This window comes from Streptomyces griseorubiginosus, assembly GCF_017614965.1.
In the GTDB taxonomy this organism is placed as follows: Bacteria; Actinomycetota; Actinomycetes; order Streptomycetales; family Streptomycetaceae; genus Streptomyces; species Streptomyces griseorubiginosus_B.
This window is the reverse complement of the sequence record NZ_WVUG01000180.1, coordinates 1-17,676: the sequence shown is the minus strand read 5'-3', so window position 1 is coordinate 17,676 and position 17,676 is coordinate 1. Positions and strand designations below refer to the sequence as shown.

Genomic DNA, 17,676 nt, shown 5'->3' with positions numbered 1-17,676 from the left:
GTCCTGGTCGTCGCCGAGCAGAGGGGCCACCTCCTGGGGCGCGGCTCCCAGGAGCAGTCGTACGAGGGCCGAGGAGCGGGCCGTTCCGGTGCCGCTCTGGTGTTCGTCGGTGAGGAGGGAGAGCAGGACGGCCGCGACCGAGGCGATGGTGTGGTCGCCGGGTTCGCGGGTGGGGGAGGCGACCCCGAGCGCGAAGCCCCGGCCGGCGCCGAGCGCGTACGCGGCGAGGTGGGTGCCGGCGGTGGAGTCGGTGGCGGAGGTCGGTGTCCCGGGGCCGGTGGGGTGGACGACCCGGGTGAGCTCCGTCAGGGCGTCGAGGACGGCGTCCGGCAGCGGTCGCCCCGCCGCCGCGACCTCCGCGCCCTCCGGCCCGTACAGCACCGCCCCGCCCCCCACCCGCTGGGCCAGCTGACGCAGGACCGACCGCACCGGATCCGGGCGGGACGCGGCCGCGGCCAGGCTCTGCTGGGCCTCCGTGACCCGGCGGAGTTCGGCGAGCCGTGCCTGCGCCATGAGCTGCCAGACCGCGCGGGCGATGCCGGAGAACGTGGTCCGCGGCGGCACCTCGACGAGCGGCAGCCCGTACGCCTCGCAGGCCGCCACCAGCGCCCGCGGCACGGTGTCGTGCACGGGAGCCAGGCCGAAGCCGAGGGCGGCACCGCCCGCCGCGACGATCCGCGACACGTAGTCGTCGAAGTACGTGCCGGTACCGGCGGCCTCCGGCACATGGACCCCGGCCGTCAGCAGCAGCTCCCCGCCCAGCAGATACGGATACGGGTCCGCCATCTCCGAGGTGTGCGCCCAGTGGATCACGATGTCCGGATCGGACGGCCCCGCGATCTGCCGCAGGGCCAGGTCCTCACGGGCCAGCAGGGACGCGAGGGGCACCGGGGGAGTCGGGGGAACCGCGGGATCCGGCATGGTGTGCGTACCCTCCACCTTGAACCGACCAAGTGGATGAAACGTACACTTCGCAGTCGCTTTCCGGCCACCTACTGTCGAGGAAACCCCGCGAAGGAGGCTGCCGTGGCCGTCGACTACACCGTGATCGTCGTCTACCTGGCCGGCATGCTGGCCATGGGCTGGTGGGGCATGCGCCGCGCCCGCTCCAAGAGTGACTTCCTGGTCGCCGGACGCCGTCTGGGCCCGGCGATGTACTCCGGCACCATGGCCGCGATCGTCCTGGGCGGCGCGTCCACCATCGGCGGCGTCGGACTCGGCTACCAGTACGGCCTCTCCGGTGCCTGGATGGTCTTCACCATCGGCCTCGGCCTGCTCGCCCTGTCCGTCTTCTTCTCCGCCCGCATCGCCCGGCTGAAGGTCTACACCGTCTCCGAGATGCTGGACCTCAGGTACGGCGGCCGGGCGGGCGTGATCTCCGGCGTCGTCATGTGGGCGTACACCCTTATGCTCGCCGTCACCTCGACCATCGCCTACGCCACGATCTTCGACGTCCTGTTCGACATGAACCGCACCCTCGCGATCGTCCTCGGCGGCTCCATCGTCGTCGCGTACTCGACGCTCGGCGGCATGTGGTCGATCACCCTGACGGACATGGTGCAGTTCGTGGTGAAGACCATCGGCGTGCTGCTCCTGCTGCTGCCGATCGCGGTCGTGAAGGCGGGCGGCTTCGGCGAGATGAGGGCCAAGCTGCCGACCTCGTACTTCGACCCGCTGGGCATCGGCGGCGAGACGATCTTCACGTACGTGCTGATCTACACCTTCGGCATGCTCATCGGCCAGGACATCTGGCAGCGCGTCTTCACGGCCCGCGGCGACCGCACGGCCAAGTGGGGCGGCACGGTCGCCGGCACCTACTGCCTCGCCTACGCCCTCGCCGGCGCGGTCATCGGTACGGCGGCCAAGGTGCTGTACCCGCACCTCGGCAGCCCGGACGACGCCTTCGCGACCATCGTCAAGGACGAACTCCCCGTCGGTGTGCGGGGACTGGTGCTGGCCGCCGCGCTCGCCGCCGTGATGTCCACCTCCTCCGGCGCGCTGATCGCCTGCGCGACCGTGGCCAACAACGACATCTGGTCGCGGATCCGCGGGAAGGCCAGGTCCGGCGAGCATGAAGAGGTGCGGGGCAACCGGGCGTTCATCCTGATCATGGGCCTCGGGGTGATCGGCACGGCGATCGCGCTGAACAACGTCGTCGAGGCGCTGACGGTCGCCTACAACCTGCTCGTCGGCGGACTCCTCGTCCCCATCCTCGGCGGGCTGCTGTGGAAGCGCGGCACCGTGCACGGTGCCCTCGCCTCCGTGGTCGTCGGAGGCCTCGCGGTCATCGGCCTGATGGCGGGTTACGGCATCCTCGCCAACGAACCCGTCTACTACGGCCTGCTGTCCTCCCTGGCGGCCTACGTCGTCGTGTCCCTGGCGACCAGGCCCACCGACGAGACGGTGCTGGCCGCCTGGCGCGAGCGGCTGGCCGGCCGCGGCACCCCCGAACTCGAGTCCGAGCGGGTTCCGGCCGCCCAGTAGAGTCGTACACCGAAGCAGTACATACGCGATGAAGCGTAGGAAAGAAGGCATTACCCCATGAGCAGCAACGAGACGCCCCGCGGCCCCGTCGACTCCTCCCGGATCCCGCGGTACGCCGGCCCCGCCACCTTCGCCCGGCTGCCCCGCCTCGACGAGGTCGGCCGTACCGATGTCGCCGTCGTCGGGGTGCCGTTCGACTCGGGTGTCTCCTACCGGCCGGGCGCCCGCTTCGGCGGCAACGCGATCCGCGAGGCGTCCCGGCTGCTGCGGCCCTACAACCCGGCGCAGGACGCCTCCCCCTTCGCCCTGGCGCAGGTCGCGGACGGCGGGGACATCGCGGTGAACCCCTTCAACATCAATGAGGCCGTCGAGACGATCGAGGCCGCCGCCGACGAACTCCTCGGCACCGGCGCCCGGTTGATGACCCTCGGCGGCGACCACACCATCGCGCTGCCGCTGCTGAGGTCGGTCGCGAAGAAGCACGGCCCGGTCGCGCTGCTGCACTTCGACGCCCATCTCGACACCTGGGACACGTACTTCGGCGCCGAGTACACCCACGGCACGCCGTTCCGCCGGGCGGTGGAGGAGGGCATCCTCGACACCTCGGCGCTCTCCCACGTCGGCATCCGCGGCCCGCTGTACGGCAAGCAGGACCTCACCGACGACGAGAAGATGGGCTTCGGCATCGTCACCTCGGCGGACGTCTACCGCCGTGGCGCCGACGAGGTGGCCGACCAGCTGCGGCAGCGCATCGGCGACCGTCCCCTCTACATCTCCATCGACATCGACTGCCTGGACCCGGCCCACGCGCCCGGCACCGGCACCCCCGAGGCGGGCGGCATGACCTCCCGCGAGCTGCTGGAGATCCTGCGCGGCCTGGCCTCCTGCCATCTGGTCTCCGCCGACGTGGTGGAGGTGGCCCCGGCGTACGATCACGCGGAGATCACGTCGGTGGCCGCGTCCCACACGGCGTACGAACTGACCACGATCATGACCCGCCAGATTGCCGAGGCCCGCGCGAAGTGACCCACGACCACGACCTGGAACTCCGCCCGACGCCGGCCCAGACGGAGGCCGCGCTGAACCCTCCCCCCGGCCGCAACGGCGGGGACCTGGTCGTGGAGACGCTGGCCGGGCTCGGCGCGACCACTGTCTTCGGGCTGCCCGGCCAGCACGCGCTCGGCATGTTCGACGCGCTGCGCCGCTCCGACCTGCGGTACCTCGGACTGCGGGTGGAGAACAACGCGGGGTTCGCGGCGGACGCGTACGGCCGGATCACCGGCGAGGCGGCCCCGCTGCTGCTGTCGACGGGCCCGGGCGCGCTGACCTCGCTCGCCGCGCTCCAGGAGGCGGCCGCGGCCTCGGCGCCCGTGCTGGCGATCAGCAGCCAGATCCCCACCGCCGGTCTGGGCGGCGGCCGCCACGGCTATCTGCACGAACTCCCGGACCAGGCGGCCTCGTTCCGGGGCGTGGTCAAGTCCGTCCACACCGTGCGCACCCAGTCCCAGATCCCGTCCGCGATCGCGGCGGCCTGGAAGTCGGCGCTGACGGCCCCGCACGGCCCGGTGTGGGTGGAGATCCCGCAGGACGTGCTGCTGGCAAAGACGCCGGTCCCGGTGGTCACGGCGGTGGACGCGACCCCGGACGACCTTCCCCCGCGCCCCGAACTCACCGCCGTGGCCGCCGACTTGCTGTCCCGGGCCGCCCGCCCGGCGATCATCGCGGGCGGGGGAGTCGTCCGCGCGGACGCGTCCGGCAAGCTCCGGCAGCTCGCGGAGACGCTTCAGGCGCCCGTCGTCACGACTCCCGGCGGCAAGGGCGCGTTCCCGTGGCAGCACCCCCTGTCCCTCCAGTCCTGGATCGAGGACCGGCACACCACGGACTTCCTCGAGGACGCCGACGTCGTGCTGGTGGTCGGCTCCGGCCTCGGTGAACTCTCCTCCAACTACCACACGTTCAGGCCCCGTGGCCGGCTGATCCAGATCGAGGCGGACCTCGGCAAGCTCGAGTCCAACCATCCGGCGCTGGGCATCCACGCGGATGCGCGCCTCGCGTTGCAGGCGTTGCTGGAGACGGTGTCGCCGAGGGAGGACGCCGGGGCGCCCGAGCGGGTCCGCACGGTCCTCGCGAAGGTCGCCGACCGCATCGCCTCCCAGGAACTCACCCTGGAACAGGACGTGTTGGCGTCGGTCCGCAAGGCGCTCCCCGCCGACTCCCCGTCCTTCTGGGACATGACGATCCTGGCGTACTGGGCCTGGTCGGCGTTCGACGCCAAGGGCCCCAACCGCATGCACTCCGCGCAGGGTGCCGGCGGCCTCGGCTACGGCTTCCCGGCGGCCCTGGGCGCGGCGGCCGCGGACCCGACGACCCCGGTCCTCGCGGTCTCCGGAGACGGCGGAGCCCTGTACTCCGTCGCCGAGCTGGCGACCGCCCGCCAGTACGACCTGAACGTCACCTGGCTGATCGTCGACGACGGCGGCTACGGCATCCTCCGCGAGTACATGACGGACGCCTTCGGCGAGGCCACGGCGACGGAACTGACCCGCCCGGACTACGTGGCCCTCGCCGAGTCCTTCGGCGTCCCGGGCATCCGCACGACCCCCGAGACCCTCGAGACCGACCTGACGAAGGCCCTCAGGTCACCGGGCCCGTCGGTGGTCGTACTCCCGGCGGTGCTGCGGATGTTCGCGCCGACGCATCTGTAATTCTCTTGAAACGGTAAAGAAAGTCCCATAGGTTTCCCCCTGTCCCTGCTGTACCGCATGGGCACATCAATTTCATAGCGGGCTCTGGGGAGAGCCCGGGGGGAGACAAGGGCATGACCAACCCTTGGTTCCGGCGGCTTCGTGCTGCCCGGACGCTCGGCGTGCTGCTCGGCGGCGCCGTGGTCCTGGGCGCGTTGCCCGCCGTCACCACTCCGGCCGACGCGGCCGGCAGTACACCGGCCTCGGCCGAGGCGGCCGCCTTCCAACGGGCCGCCGACACCGGGAAACCGGTGGAGATCGTTCAGCGCCGTACCGAGGACGAGCTCGTCTTCGCCAACCCGGACGGCAGTCTCACCAGCGAGACCAGCGTCCAGCCGCAGCGGGTGCGGCGCGCCGACGGCGGCTGGGAGAAGGCCGACGCCACGCTGGAACGGCGGGCCGACGGCACCGTGGGCCCGAAGGCCGCGGTCGTCGACCTGGCCTTCGCGGGCGGCGGTTCGACCGATCTGATCACCCTCGGCGACGAGGGCAGGTCCTTCACCCTGCGCTGGCCCAGGCCGCTGCCCGAGCCGGTCCTGGACGGCGACACCGCCGAGTACCGCGAGGTGCTGCCGGGCGTCGACCTGCTGGCGAGCGCGACGGTCACCGGGTACTCGTACGTGCTGAAGGTGAAGACCCCCGAGGCCGCGCACAATCCCGAGCTGGCCCGACTGCGGCTGCCCCTACGGTCCGAGGGGCTCGACCTGACGACCGGTCCGGCCGGCGGACTGCAGGCGGTGGACGCCTCCGGCGAGCGGCTCTTCGGTGGCCAGGCGCCCAAGATGTGGGACTCCGCCACCGCCGCCGAGAAGGTCCCGGCGGACGCCGTACCGGCCTCCGGCCCCGGCGCCCCCGTCGAGGCCGCGCCCGACGCCGCCGCGAAGATCGCCGACATGGACCTGGACGTGACCGCGTCCGCCGTCACCGTCGAGCCCGACGCTTCCGTGCTGACCGCCGCCGACACCGACTTCCCGGTCTATCTCGACCCGGAGGCCGGCATGTCCAAGAGCGAGTGGCTGTACGTCTCCAGCGCCCACCCGAGCACCGAGTTCCACAAGTTCAAGAAGGACGAGGGCGTCGGACGCTGCTCGTACGCGTCGATCGGCGGCACGTACTACGTGTGCAGCTCCTCGCCGTACACCAACCGCATGTACTTCCAGTTCGACACCTCCGGCTGGAAGAACCGCACGATCTCCAAGGCGGTCTTCGAGGTCTACGAGACCTTCTCCTTCTCCTGCCAGAAGAGCACCGTCAACCTGCACGCGGTCGCCGAGGGCGGCGTCGACTCCGCCACCAACTGGAACAACAAGCCCAAGGACGGCGACCTGATGGTCGACCGCACGGTGGCCTACGGCCGCGGCGACAGCTGCAGCCCGGACGCCCCGCCCAGCTGGGTCGACTTCCAGGACAACCCCGACGAGAGCAACGAGAACCTCACCGCCACCGTCCGCAAGAAGGCGAAGGCCGAGGATCCCATCGCCTTCTCGCTGCGCGCCGCCGACGAGGACGACGCCAACTCCTGGAAGCGGTTCCGCGGCGACAACGCCAAGCTCGTCGTCACGTACAACACCACCCCGGGCAAGCCGTACAACGAGCGGCTGACCAACCCGGAGGAGAAGACCTGCACCACGGACAACACCAAGCGCCCCTGGATCCGTGACGACACCCCGACCATGGCGGTCAACGGCACCGACGCCGACTCCTACAGCGACGGCACCGGCCAGAACCTCACCGCCACCTTCCGCGTCTGGGACCAGGTCGACGGCCGGCCCATGGTCTACGAGGGCAAGGACGGCCCGCAGAACGAGGGCGTCTTCGAGGAGAACATCCCCGTCAGGGAACTCGCCCACGGCCACGGCTACAAGTGGCACGCCCAGCTCTACGACGGCTCCACCGGCAAGCTGAAGGACTCCGGCTACTCGGACTGGTCCGACTGGTGCGAGTTCGTGGTGGACGTGAAGCCGCCCACGACCAAGCCGCTCGTGCAGGCGGCGGACGACGAGGCCGACCTCCCGGTGGGCGCCAGGCGGCACTTCACCCTCTCGGCGAACGGCAACGCCGACCCGGTCTTCAAGAACGACGTGGAGTACTACGAGTGGGACCTCGGCAGCGACACCCCGGGCCGGCGGGCCACTCCCGCGAGCCTCGGCGGTGACGCCGCCATCGAGGTGCCGACCTCCACCTTCGGACCGAACGTCCTCTACGTCCGCAGCGTCGACCAGGCCGGCAACCGCGGGCCGTTGGAGAAGTACGTCTTCACCGCGGACCGGGCCTGCCCCGACGCCCTGGCCGACACCTGCGCCGCCGCCGTCTACGGCCTCGACCAGACCTCCGGCGCCACCGCCCCCGACACCTCCGGCCACGACCGCGACCTCACCGTCAAGGGCGCCGACTGGGTCGCGGGCAACCACTCCGCCACCGAGGCCGGCGACAAGGCCCTGCGCTTCAACGGCAGCAGTGACTACGCCACCGCCGCCTCCGCCGTCCACACCGGGCAGGCGTTCACCGTCTCGGCGTGGGTGCGGCCGACCTCGCTGAGCGAGAACATCTCGGTGATCAGCCAGGCCGGCGGCAGCGGCAACGGCCTCAACCTCTACTACTCGACGGCCTACAAGCGCTGGATCTTCGGCCGTCACCTCGCCGACAAGGACGGTTCCGACCTCGTCCGCGCCATGGCGACGAGCGAGCGCCCGCCGACCGTCGGCAAGTGGACCCACCTCGCCGGAACCTACGATCCGGCGGCCCGGAGGTTCACCCTCTACGTCGACGGCGAGGAACAGGGCAGCGCCACCGTCACCGGCGTCTGGAACGCCACCAAGGGCCTGAACATCGGCCGCGCCCAGTACGACGGCACCTGGAGCGACTACTTCGCCGGCGACATCGACGACGTACGCCTGGTGCCCGGCCTGCTCTCCGGAGCGGAGATCCACCGGCTGGCGAACGACTAGCCGCCGCTGACCACGGCTGCTTCGCCCGGGCGTCGGGCATCCACCCGCGCCCGGGCACCCCACATCACACGGGAGGGGAGCGCGCATGCGCTCAACACGCAGACATCACGCTCATAAGTGGGCGAAACATCTGGCCGCGGCGGTGTCCGCGGCCCTGACCCTGACCCTGCTCCAGGTGGCCCCCGCCCTCGGCGACGACGACGCCCGGGAGCAGCGCCGCCCCAAGACCCAGGACGTGCCCTCCACCCCCGTGGTGGAGGAGGGCGGCCGGGTCACCCCGCTCAAGCACCTTGCCGGATACGGCAGTTCACCCGCCCCGAAGGCGGCCTGGCCGAAGCCGGGCAGTGCCACCGTCGCCCTGGACGGATCCGGCGCCCGCGCGGGCATCCGCGCGGGCGGTCTGCCCGTCCGGCTCGCCGCCCCCAACTCCCGCTCGGCGAAAGCGGCTTCACCGACCCGCGCCAAGGTCGACCTCCTCGGTCACGCCGCCGCCCGCAAGGCGGGCATCGACGGCCTGCTCCTGAAGGTCACGCGCGCGGACGGCCGCACAGCCACGTCCGGCAAGGTCGCCGTCCAGGTCGACTACGCCGCCTTCGCCCAGGCCTACGGCGGCGACTGGGCGCAGCGCCTGCGCCTGGTCCAGCTGCCCGCCTGCGCGCTGACCACACCGAAGGCGGCCGCCTGCCAGGGCGTCACCCCTCTCAGCACCAGCAACGACGTCCGCGCCCGGAAACTCACCGCCGACGTCCCCGCCGGCATCGGCGCCGCGGCCCCGCTGCTCGCGGTCTCCGCCGCGCCTTCCGGCAGCTCCGGCTCCTACACCGCGACCTCCCTCGCGCCCTCCGCCTCCTGGCAGGTCGCCGCCCAGACCGGCGCCTTCACCTGGCAGTACCCGCTGCGGGTTCCGCCCGCCATCGCGGGTCCCTCCCCGCAGCTGGGCCTGGCCTACAACTCGGCGTCCACCGACGGCCGTACGGCCTCCAGCAACAACCAGACGTCCTGGGTCGGCGAGGGCTTCGACCTCAGCGCCGGGTACATCGAGCGGACGTACCGTTCCTGCACCGAGGACGGCCACGACGAGGCCGGCTCGCAGAAGTACGACCTGTGCTGGCACTCCGACAACGCCACCATGAACTTCGGCGGCCGGGCGGGTGAGCTGGTCAAGAAGTCGGCGAACGAGTGGCGTCTGAAGCAGGACGACGGCACCACGATCGAGCGCAGGACCGGCGGCTTCAACGCCGACGACAACGGCGAGTACTGGGTCGTCACCACCACCGACGGCACCCGCTACTACTTCGGCAAGGGCAAGCGCGAGGCCGCCGACACCGAGTTCACCGGCTCGTCCTGGGAGGTCCCGGTCTTCGGCGACGACAAGGACGAGCCCTGCCACAAGGACACCTTCAAGGAGTCCCGCTGCCAGCAGAGCTGGCGCTGGAATCTCGACTACGTCGTCGACGTGCACGGCAACACGATGACGTACTACTACGGCACCGAGACCAACAAGTACGACACCGTGCGCGGCGACAAGGTCGTCTCCTACGACCGCGGCGGCTGGCTCAAGCGGATCGAGTACGGCGAGCAGGAGGGCAAGGAGAACTCCACCGCCGCCCCCGCCCGGGTCGTCTTCGACACCGCCGAGCGCTGCAAGGGCGCCGCCGCCGACTGTGAGCCGGCCGACCTGAAGGAGGCCACCGCCACCCGCTGGCCGGACGTGCCGTTCGAGCAGATCTGCACCTCCGACACCGAGTGCAAGGACCAGTGGTCCCCGACCTTCTTCTCCCGCAAGCGCCTGACGAAGGTCACCACCCAGGTCCTGAAGTCCGACGGCAAGACGTACGACGACGTCGACGAGTGGGAGCTGGCGCACAAGTACCAGAGCGCCGACACCACCCACTCCCCGTCCATGTGGCTGGAGTCCATCACGCACTCCGGCAAGGACGGTGCGAACAAGCTCCCGAAGGTCACCTTCTACGAGCGGCAGGACGCCAACCGCGTCGACACCGGCGCCGACGACCGCCTGCCCATGTACAAGTGGCGCATCCGGGCCATCCAGTCGGAGACCGGCGGCACCATCTCGGTCACCTACAAGCCGACCGAGTGCACCCCGTCCAACCTCCCCACTCCCGAGACCAACACCAAGCGCTGCATGCCGTCCTTCTGGTCGAAGGAGGGCACGGTCGGTGAGAAGGAGGACTGGTTCCACAAGTTCGTCGTCGACACGGTGACCGAGGACGAGGTCACGGTCACCGGCCCGAACAAGGTCACCTCCTACGACTACTCGGGCGCCGCCTGGGCCTTCGACGACAGCGAGCTCGTCAAGACCAAGAAGAAGACCTGGAACCAGTGGCGCGGCTTCCGCACCGTCACCGTGCGGACGGGTGACGAGAACAGCAAGCAGCTGCGCACCCAGACCACCTACCTCCAGGGCATGGACGGCGACCGCGAGAAGGAGTCCGGCGGCACCAAGTCCGTCTCGGTCACCGCCTCCGACGGCACCAAGGTCCGCGACGACGCCCGCCACCAGGGCTTCCAGCTGGAGCAGCGCACGTTCAACGGCTCCACCGAGGTCAGCGCCACCGTCAGCACCCCCTGGAAGTCCGCCGCCACGGCCACCGAGGGCAGCGACGAGGCGACGTACGCGGCCGTGAAGTCGACGAAGACCCGCACCGCGCTCGACGACGGCAAGGTCCGCCGCACCGCCATCGAGCACTTCTACGACTCCTACGGCATGCTGGAGCGCTCCTCCGACTCCGGCGACCTGTCCGACCCGGACGACGACACCTGCACGACCGACACCTACAACCGCAACACCGACGCGAACCTGCTGACGCTGCTGAAGCGGGTGACGGTCGTGCCGGTGGCGTGCGACGACGGCCCGCCGTCCTATGAGGGCGAGGCGATCAGCGACGTCCGCACCTGGTACGACGACCCCGACACCTATGGCACCAAGCCCACCAAGGGCGACGTGGTCCGCAGCGAGAAGGTCAAGGGTTACGCGGACGACGGCACCCCGCAGTACGTGACGACGTCGACCGCGAAGTACGACATCCACGGCCGGGTCACGGAGTCCGCCGACCAGCAGGGCAACACGACGAGGACGGCGTACACGCCCACCACGGGCGGCCCGGTGACGGGGATGAAAGTCACCGACCCGGCGGGCAACTCGACGACCTCCACGGTGGACCCCCGCTGGGGCCTGGTCACCGCCACGGTCGACGCCAACAAGCAGCGCACCGACCTGGACTACGACGCCCTCGGCCGACTGCTGAAGGTGTGGCTGCCGGGCCGAGCGAAGTCCTCGGACACACCGTCCCTGGAGTACGCCTACCTGGTCCGCAACAACGGCCCGGTCGTCACCACCACGAAGTCGCTCCTGCCGAACGGCTCGGTGGCCACCAGCCACCAGCTCAGCGACGGCCTGCTGCGCGAGCGCCAGACGCAGACCCCGGCCGCCAACTCCGGCCGTGTCGTCACCACGACCGAGTACGACTCCCGCGGCCTGGCTGTCAAGGAGATCGGCCCCTTCTACAACTCCGCCGCCGTCGGCACGACCTTCGTGGGCGTGGCGGACGCCTCCGAGGGGACGCCTCGGGAGACGGAGACGGTGTACGACGGGGCGGGCCGGGCGACGGACGAGATCTTCCGGGTGGCCGGCGCCGAGAAGTGGCGCACGAAGACCGAGTACCACGGTGACCACACGACGGTCGACCCGCCGGCCGGCGGCACGCCCACCGCGACGTACACCAACGCGCAGGGGCAGAAGACCAAGGTCCTGGAGTTCAAGGCATCCTCGCCCACGGGCGCGGCGGACACCACGTCGTACGACTACGACGCCGCGGGCCGCCTCACCGAGGTCAAGGACACGTCGGGCAACGTCTGGTCGTACAAGTACGACGTGCGGGGGCGGCAGACCCGGGCCGTCGACCCGGACGCGGGTACGACCTGGATGACGTACGACGACCTCGACCAGGTCAAGACCGTCCGCAACCAGCGCGACACCACCCTCACCTTCACCTACGACAAGCTGGGCCGTCAGCGCTCGCTCCACAACGGCGACAAGAAGCTGACGACCTGGGAGTACGACAGCGCCAGCGTCCCCAACGGCAAGGGGCGCCTGGCGTCGGCCACCCAGTGGGTGGGCGACGACGCCTACACGAGTTCGGTCGACGCCTATGACGCGGCGGGCCGCCCGACGAAGACGTCGGTGACGATCCCCGCCGCCGAGGGCAAGCTCGCCGGCACCTACACCTCGACGGCGTCGTACAAGCCGGACGGTTCGATCGACGACGTCGGCGTACCGGCGGCGGGCGGTCTCCCGGCGGAGACGGTCACCACCGGCTACACGGCGACCGGACTGCCGTCCTTCACGGTGGGCGACACGACCGACTACGCCCGCGAGACCCGCTACTCCAACTACGGCGAACTCCTCCAGCTGACGCTGGGCACCGCCAGCGCCGACAAGTACACCTGGCTCACCAACACCTACGAGGAGGGCACCAGGCGCCTGGAGCGCGCCCGCATCGACCGGGAGATCGTCAAGACCCCCGACTCCGACATCACCTACGGCTACGACGCCACCGGCAACATCCGCAAGGTCGCGGACACGCCCGAGGGCAGGACCGCCGACGTCCAGTGCTTCACGTACGACTACCTGCGCCGTCTGACCGAGGCGTGGACCCAGACGGCCACCGACTGCGCCGCGAGCGCCGGTGAGGCGACCGTCGGCGGTCCGGCGCCGTACTGGCACTCCTACGCCTACGACGCGGCGGGCAACCGCACCGGCGAGGTCCGCCACGCCACCGGCACGACCGGCGACGCGGCGATCACGCAGTCGACGACGTACGTACCGACGGCCCAGGACGCCAAGGGCGGCACGCACGCCCACGCCCTGAAGTCGGCGGAGGTGCGCACCTCGACCTCGGGCTCGTCGGCGAAGGAGGTGACGGCGGCCCAGAGCTTCCGGTACGACGAGACGGGGAACATCGTCCGCCGTACCAAGGCGGCGACGGACCTCTCCCCGGCGGTCGACCAGAAGCTGGACTGGGACGAGGAGGGCCGCCTGAGCGCGGTGACCCCGTACCTGTCCGGAGACGACCTGGACGAGGCGAACAAGACCTCGTACGTGTACGGCGCCGACGGAAGCCGCCTGCTCCGCAAGGAGAAGGGCGCGGTCACGCTGTACCTGGGCAGCCAGGAGATCCGCCTCGACACGACCAAGAACTCCCTGTCGGGCACGCGTTACTACTCACACGGCGGCAAGCTGATCGCGGTGCGGACGTCGGCCGGGGTGACCTGGCTGGTGGGTGGCCAGAACGGCACGGCCGAGATCGCGATCAAGGCGGCGGACTCGTCGATCGTCCAGCGCCGCACCCTCCCGTTCGGTGAGGTGCGCGGCGCCAAGCCGACGGCGGGCGCGTGGCCCGGTGACAAGTCGTTCGTGGGCGGTACGGCCGATGCGACGACCGGCCTGATCCAGCTCGGCGCACGCGCGTACGACCCTGCCGCCGGCCGCTTCGTCTCCGTGGACCCGAAGCTCGACCTCGCGGACCCGCAGCACCTCAACGCCTATGCCTACGGCCGCAACAACCCGCTGGCCTTCCCGGACCCGACGGGCCTGTACTGGGGCGAGTCCTGGATCAGCCCGATCGGCCACGGAGCCCTCGACGTCGTCGGCCTGGTGCCCGGCTTCGGCGAGCCCGCCGACCTGATCAACGGCCTGTGGTACACGGCCGAGGGCAACTACATCGACGCGGGTCTGTCCTACGCCTCGGCCATCCCGCTCGCCGGTTACGGCGCGTCGGCGGCCAAGGGAGCCCGGTACGTCGACAAGGCCGTGGACGCGGTCGATGCGGCGACGGACACGGTGAAGGCCGCCGACAAGGTCAAGGACGCCACCAAAGCCGTCGACAACGTCACTCCGCCGGCGGCGCCGAAGCCCAAGCCGACGCCCAAGCCCGCCCCGCCGGCCAAGGCCAAGGAGGCGCCTCAGACGAAGAAGGGGGACTCCGGCGGAGCGAAGACCGAGAGCGGCGGCAAGGGCGGCAAGGGCGGCAAGGGCGGTGACGGCGGTGGGAAGAAGAGCCCCGCAGGCAGCGCCGACGACGACCTCCCCGAGTGGACGAGGGGGCAGGCCAAGAAGAGCGGCACCAACAACACCGCCGGTGCCGGGGCGCGCGACGGGTACACGGGAGAGCGCCGCTACGGCGAAAGCGGCGCTGTACCGGGAAACGTCCACCCAGATCTCGCACCCCGCCTGAGGGAAGCACAGGACCTGCAGGCCCAGGGGAACCATCTGGAGGAGTGGGATCCGGGCACCTGCGCGGAGTTCCACGCGTGCAACAACCTGATGAATGATGTCGGAGCAAGCCTCGATGAGATCGACTACTTCACCATCACCCGGGCGGACGGAGCGCCGTTCCCGTCGTGCGGCTGGTGCAGGAGAATTCTGGGAGGAGGCGGCGCGAGTGACGGAGCGGCCGGATAGCCCTCGCGAGGCAGGACTGCGGCAAAGGCTGTCGGACATCCTGCCGGAGGACGCCCGGCGGGTGGCCTCCGAAGCGGACATTCGACATGTCCGGGACGTATGGGAGGAGCTGGGAATCCACTGCTCGCCCACGGCGCTGCGTTTCGTCGAGGAATTCAACGGAACTGGCTTCGACTACCCGCGCCATCCGCTCGATCCGGGGACGCACAGCTGTGAACTGAACGCCGAGCGGGCGAGTCGCATCGTCAACGGCGAAAAGCTGAGGGGATACGAGCAGCGAACGGGAGAGAAGCTGACGCCCGTGGGCACCGCGGCTTCCGGTCCCCTCGTGCTCCTCGTCGCCGAGGGGGGCCGGACGTACGGCGCCTACGATGCGTTTCTCGCCCTCTATGGCGGGAGCCCGGAGGAAGCGTTGGTGCATCTGGTCGACAGGGTCCGTCCTGAGCGGCTGGACTGACGGCGACCATGACACACGACCGTCGGCCCTGACGTGACAAGGCTTTCGGCCCCCACCCTGTCGGTCGGGGGCCGAAAGCCTTGTTCCTCGGCCGTACAGGCGGATGACCCCCGCGCGGCCGATCTCACCGGTCCGTCTACCAGATCGCGTCGACCCACTCCGGGTGGTCGATGAACGGGTTGCGGTTGTGCTGGTAGGTGTCGTAGATGACCTGGTTGCGGTTCTCCTCGAAGGCGCTCGGCGGGTCCTCGTCGTTCCACTGCTTGAGGACCGAGAGCTTGCCGATGTAGGGGGTGGAGCCGTTGTTGACCTTGTCGTCGGGCTCCAGGTTCGCGAAGCCGTCGTCGCCCTCGTAGCGGACGGCCATGTAGAGGATCATGCGGGCCACGTCGCCCTTGACGGCGTCGCGCGGCTCGAAGGAGTCCGAGTCGACCTTGCTGCCACCGCTGTTGGTGAAGGCGGACCCGCCCTCGTCGAAGTCGAGGTTGCCGCGCTTGCCGTTGACCGCCACGTCCTCCGGGCGGATGTGGTGCAGATCGGTGCCGGGGCCGGTCGAGGTGGTGAGGTCGCCGTGCGAGATCGCCCACACGTGCTCGCGGTTCCAGTCGCCGCTGTCACCGCCGTTGAGGGACTTGCTGCGGGAGATGCCCGAGTACAGCAGGATCACGTTGTTGCTGTTGTTCGGGTCCTGGTCGGTCTTCTTCAGGGCGTCCCACAGCGCCGAGTACGACAGCTTCGTCACGCCCGAGCTGATGATCGTGTGCAGGGACGACTTCAGGCTCGTGCCCGTCTTGCCGATCGCGTTCTTGTAGTACGTCGAGTCGTACGCGGTCGTCGTGGCGGCGGCCGGCGTGGCCGTCAGCGCCGGGGCCGCGAGGCCCACCATCACGGCGGCGGTGGCCAACGCCACCGACTTCCCTCGCCGTACGCGTGTCACCGGCATAAAGGTTGTCCCATCTACGCGGGTTGAATGGAGGCGGCAAGAGGGAGAGTGACATGGACATGAGGTCTTGTCGATGAACGGGACGTTAAAAAGGGAAGTAAAGAACGGCCCCCGACCACGGGGTCGGGAGCCGTTCGGGGTGGGGCCGCGTCAGCTGACGTCGGACGGGTCCAGGCGGTAGAGCGACGCGGTGCTCGTGCTCGACGTGGAGGCCGAACTCTTGCTGTACGCGCTCGCCTTCACCGCCGTGCCGTGCTGCTTCACCCAGGTGGACACCTGCGTGCTGAGGGTGTTGCCGCCGCCGGGGCCGCCCATACCGCCGCCCATGCCGCCGCTGCCGATCTGGATGTAGTGCAACTCGCCCTTCTTCACGAGCTCCTTCAGCTTGGCCACCGTCATCGCGTTGTCGGAGCCGGTGAAGCCCCACATGGAGATGACCGGCTCCCGGGCGCTGAGCTCGATCTGCGCGGCGCTCTGCGAGTTGGAGACCGCCAGCAGCCACTCGGCGCCGTCCTGATGCTTCTTCAGGTACGAGATGAGCTCGCTGTCCGCGCCGCCCATGCCGCCGGGCCCGCCGCCCGCGCCGCCGCCGAAGCCGCCACGCTGTCCGGCCGTACCACCGCTCTCGCCGGTTCCGCCAGGAGCCGTACCGCCGTTGTCACCGGTGCCGCCCGAAGCCGTACCGCCCGAAGGTGTACCGCCAGGAGCCGTACCGCCCGCCGTGCCGGTGCCGCCCGGAGCCTGGCCGGTGCCGCCCGCCTGGGGCAGTTCGCCGTTTCCGCCGCCCGGCGTCATCTGCCCGCCGCCCGGCAACTCACCGCTCTGGCCCTGCTGTCCGCCCGGGAAGCCGCCCTGCGCGTCACCGCCGGCCTGGTTGCCGCCGCCCGGCAGCTCGCCGCCCGCCTGGCCGTTGCCGCCCGGCGTCTCGCCGCGCCCCGGGAAGCCGCTCCCGCCGCGCATGCCGCCGGGTCCGCCGCCCATGCCCCCACCCGTGGAGGGGCCGGCCGTCGGGTTCGTGCCGCCCATCATGCCGCCCGAGGAGCCGAAGGCCGGCGACGCCGCGTACGCCGTCGGGCCCGCCAGTGCCGCGACCAGCGCCGCCGCCAGCGAGGCCATGAGCAGCCGGACTCGGTTGCCGGAGCGGAAGACCAGCATGCCCACGATGCCGGCCACCGTCAGGACGCCGATCGTCGGCCACAGCCAGGTGTTCCAGCCGGAGGCGCGGCGCAGCAGGGCGATGGCCCAGATGCCGGTGATCGCGAAGGCGGCCGGGAGGACCCACACCCAGCGCTTGTCGCGCCGGAAGGCGTCCAGCAGCATCACGCCACCGCCGCCGCACAGCGCCGCGATGCCCGGGGCGAGCGCGGTGGTGTAGTAGGGGTGCATGGTGCCCTGGGCGGTCGCGAAGATCACGTAGTGCAGCAGCGTCCAGCCGCCCCACAGCACCAGCGCCATCCGCCGGAGGTCGGTGCGCGGGGCGCGCCCGCACAGCACCAGGCCGCCGACCAGGGCGATCGCGGAGAAGGGCAGCAGCCAGGAGATCTGGCCGCCGAGGATGTCGTTGAACATCCGGCCGAGGCCCGAGGAGCCGGAGAAGCCGCCGCCCCCGCCTCCGC

General features: G+C 70.7%; 8 protein-coding genes and 1 pseudogene. 6 read left to right on the top strand and 3 right to left on the bottom strand.

Going from position 1 to position 17,676, the window contains the following annotated elements; all coding sequences use genetic code 11:
• On the bottom strand, positions 1-921 hold a 921-nt coding region (locus GRC12_RS28295), incomplete at its 3' end, for a PucR family transcriptional regulator ligand-binding domain-containing protein (protein ID WP_208782203.1).
• 105 nt (positions 922-1,026) lie between these two features.
• On the opposite strand from GRC12_RS28295, the gene GRC12_RS28290 reads away from it, so the two are divergent.
• From GRC12_RS28290 to GRC12_RS28265, 6 genes are all read left to right on the top strand, one after another.
• Entirely contained in the window at positions 1,027-2,484 is a 1,458-nt protein-coding gene (locus GRC12_RS28290; protein ID WP_208782202.1) for a sodium:solute symporter, read from the top strand.
• 57 nt (positions 2,485-2,541) lie between these two features.
• The gene (gene speB / locus GRC12_RS28285; RefSeq protein ID WP_208782201.1) at positions 2,542-3,510 is read left to right on the top strand and encodes an agmatinase; all 969 of its coding nucleotides are present in this window, start codon (positions 2,542-2,544) and stop codon (positions 3,508-3,510) included.
• Entirely contained in the window at positions 3,507-5,189 is a 1,683-nt protein-coding gene (locus GRC12_RS28280; RefSeq protein WP_208782200.1) for a thiamine pyrophosphate-binding protein, read from the top strand. Before speB ends, GRC12_RS28280 begins: the two co-directional genes overlap by 4 nt.
• 113 nt (positions 5,190-5,302) lie before the next feature.
• On the top strand, positions 5,303-8,176 hold the full coding sequence (locus GRC12_RS28275; protein WP_208782199.1) for a LamG-like jellyroll fold domain-containing protein: 2,874 nt from the start codon (positions 5,303-5,305) through the stop codon (positions 8,174-8,176).
• 85 nt (positions 8,177-8,261) lie between these two features.
• Positions 8,262-14,660, top strand: a complete 6,399-nt coding sequence (locus GRC12_RS28270; protein WP_244373894.1) for an RHS repeat-associated core domain-containing protein — start codon at positions 8,262-8,264, stop codon at positions 14,658-14,660.
• Entirely contained in the window at positions 14,641-15,117 is a 477-nt protein-coding gene (locus tag GRC12_RS28265; RefSeq protein WP_208782198.1) for an SUKH-3 domain-containing protein, read from the top strand. Before GRC12_RS28270 ends, GRC12_RS28265 begins: the two co-directional genes overlap by 20 nt.
• Positions 15,118-15,253: 136 nt before the next feature.
• Here GRC12_RS28265 and GRC12_RS28260 read toward each other — a convergent pair whose 3' ends face one another.
• Entirely contained in the window at positions 15,254-16,060 is an 807-nt protein-coding gene (locus GRC12_RS28260) for an endonuclease I family protein (protein ID WP_208782197.1), read from the bottom strand.
• A gap of 150 nt (positions 16,061-16,210) precedes the next feature.
• A pseudogene (locus GRC12_RS28255) lies at positions 16,211-17,676 on the bottom strand (hypothetical protein); the annotation flags it as partial.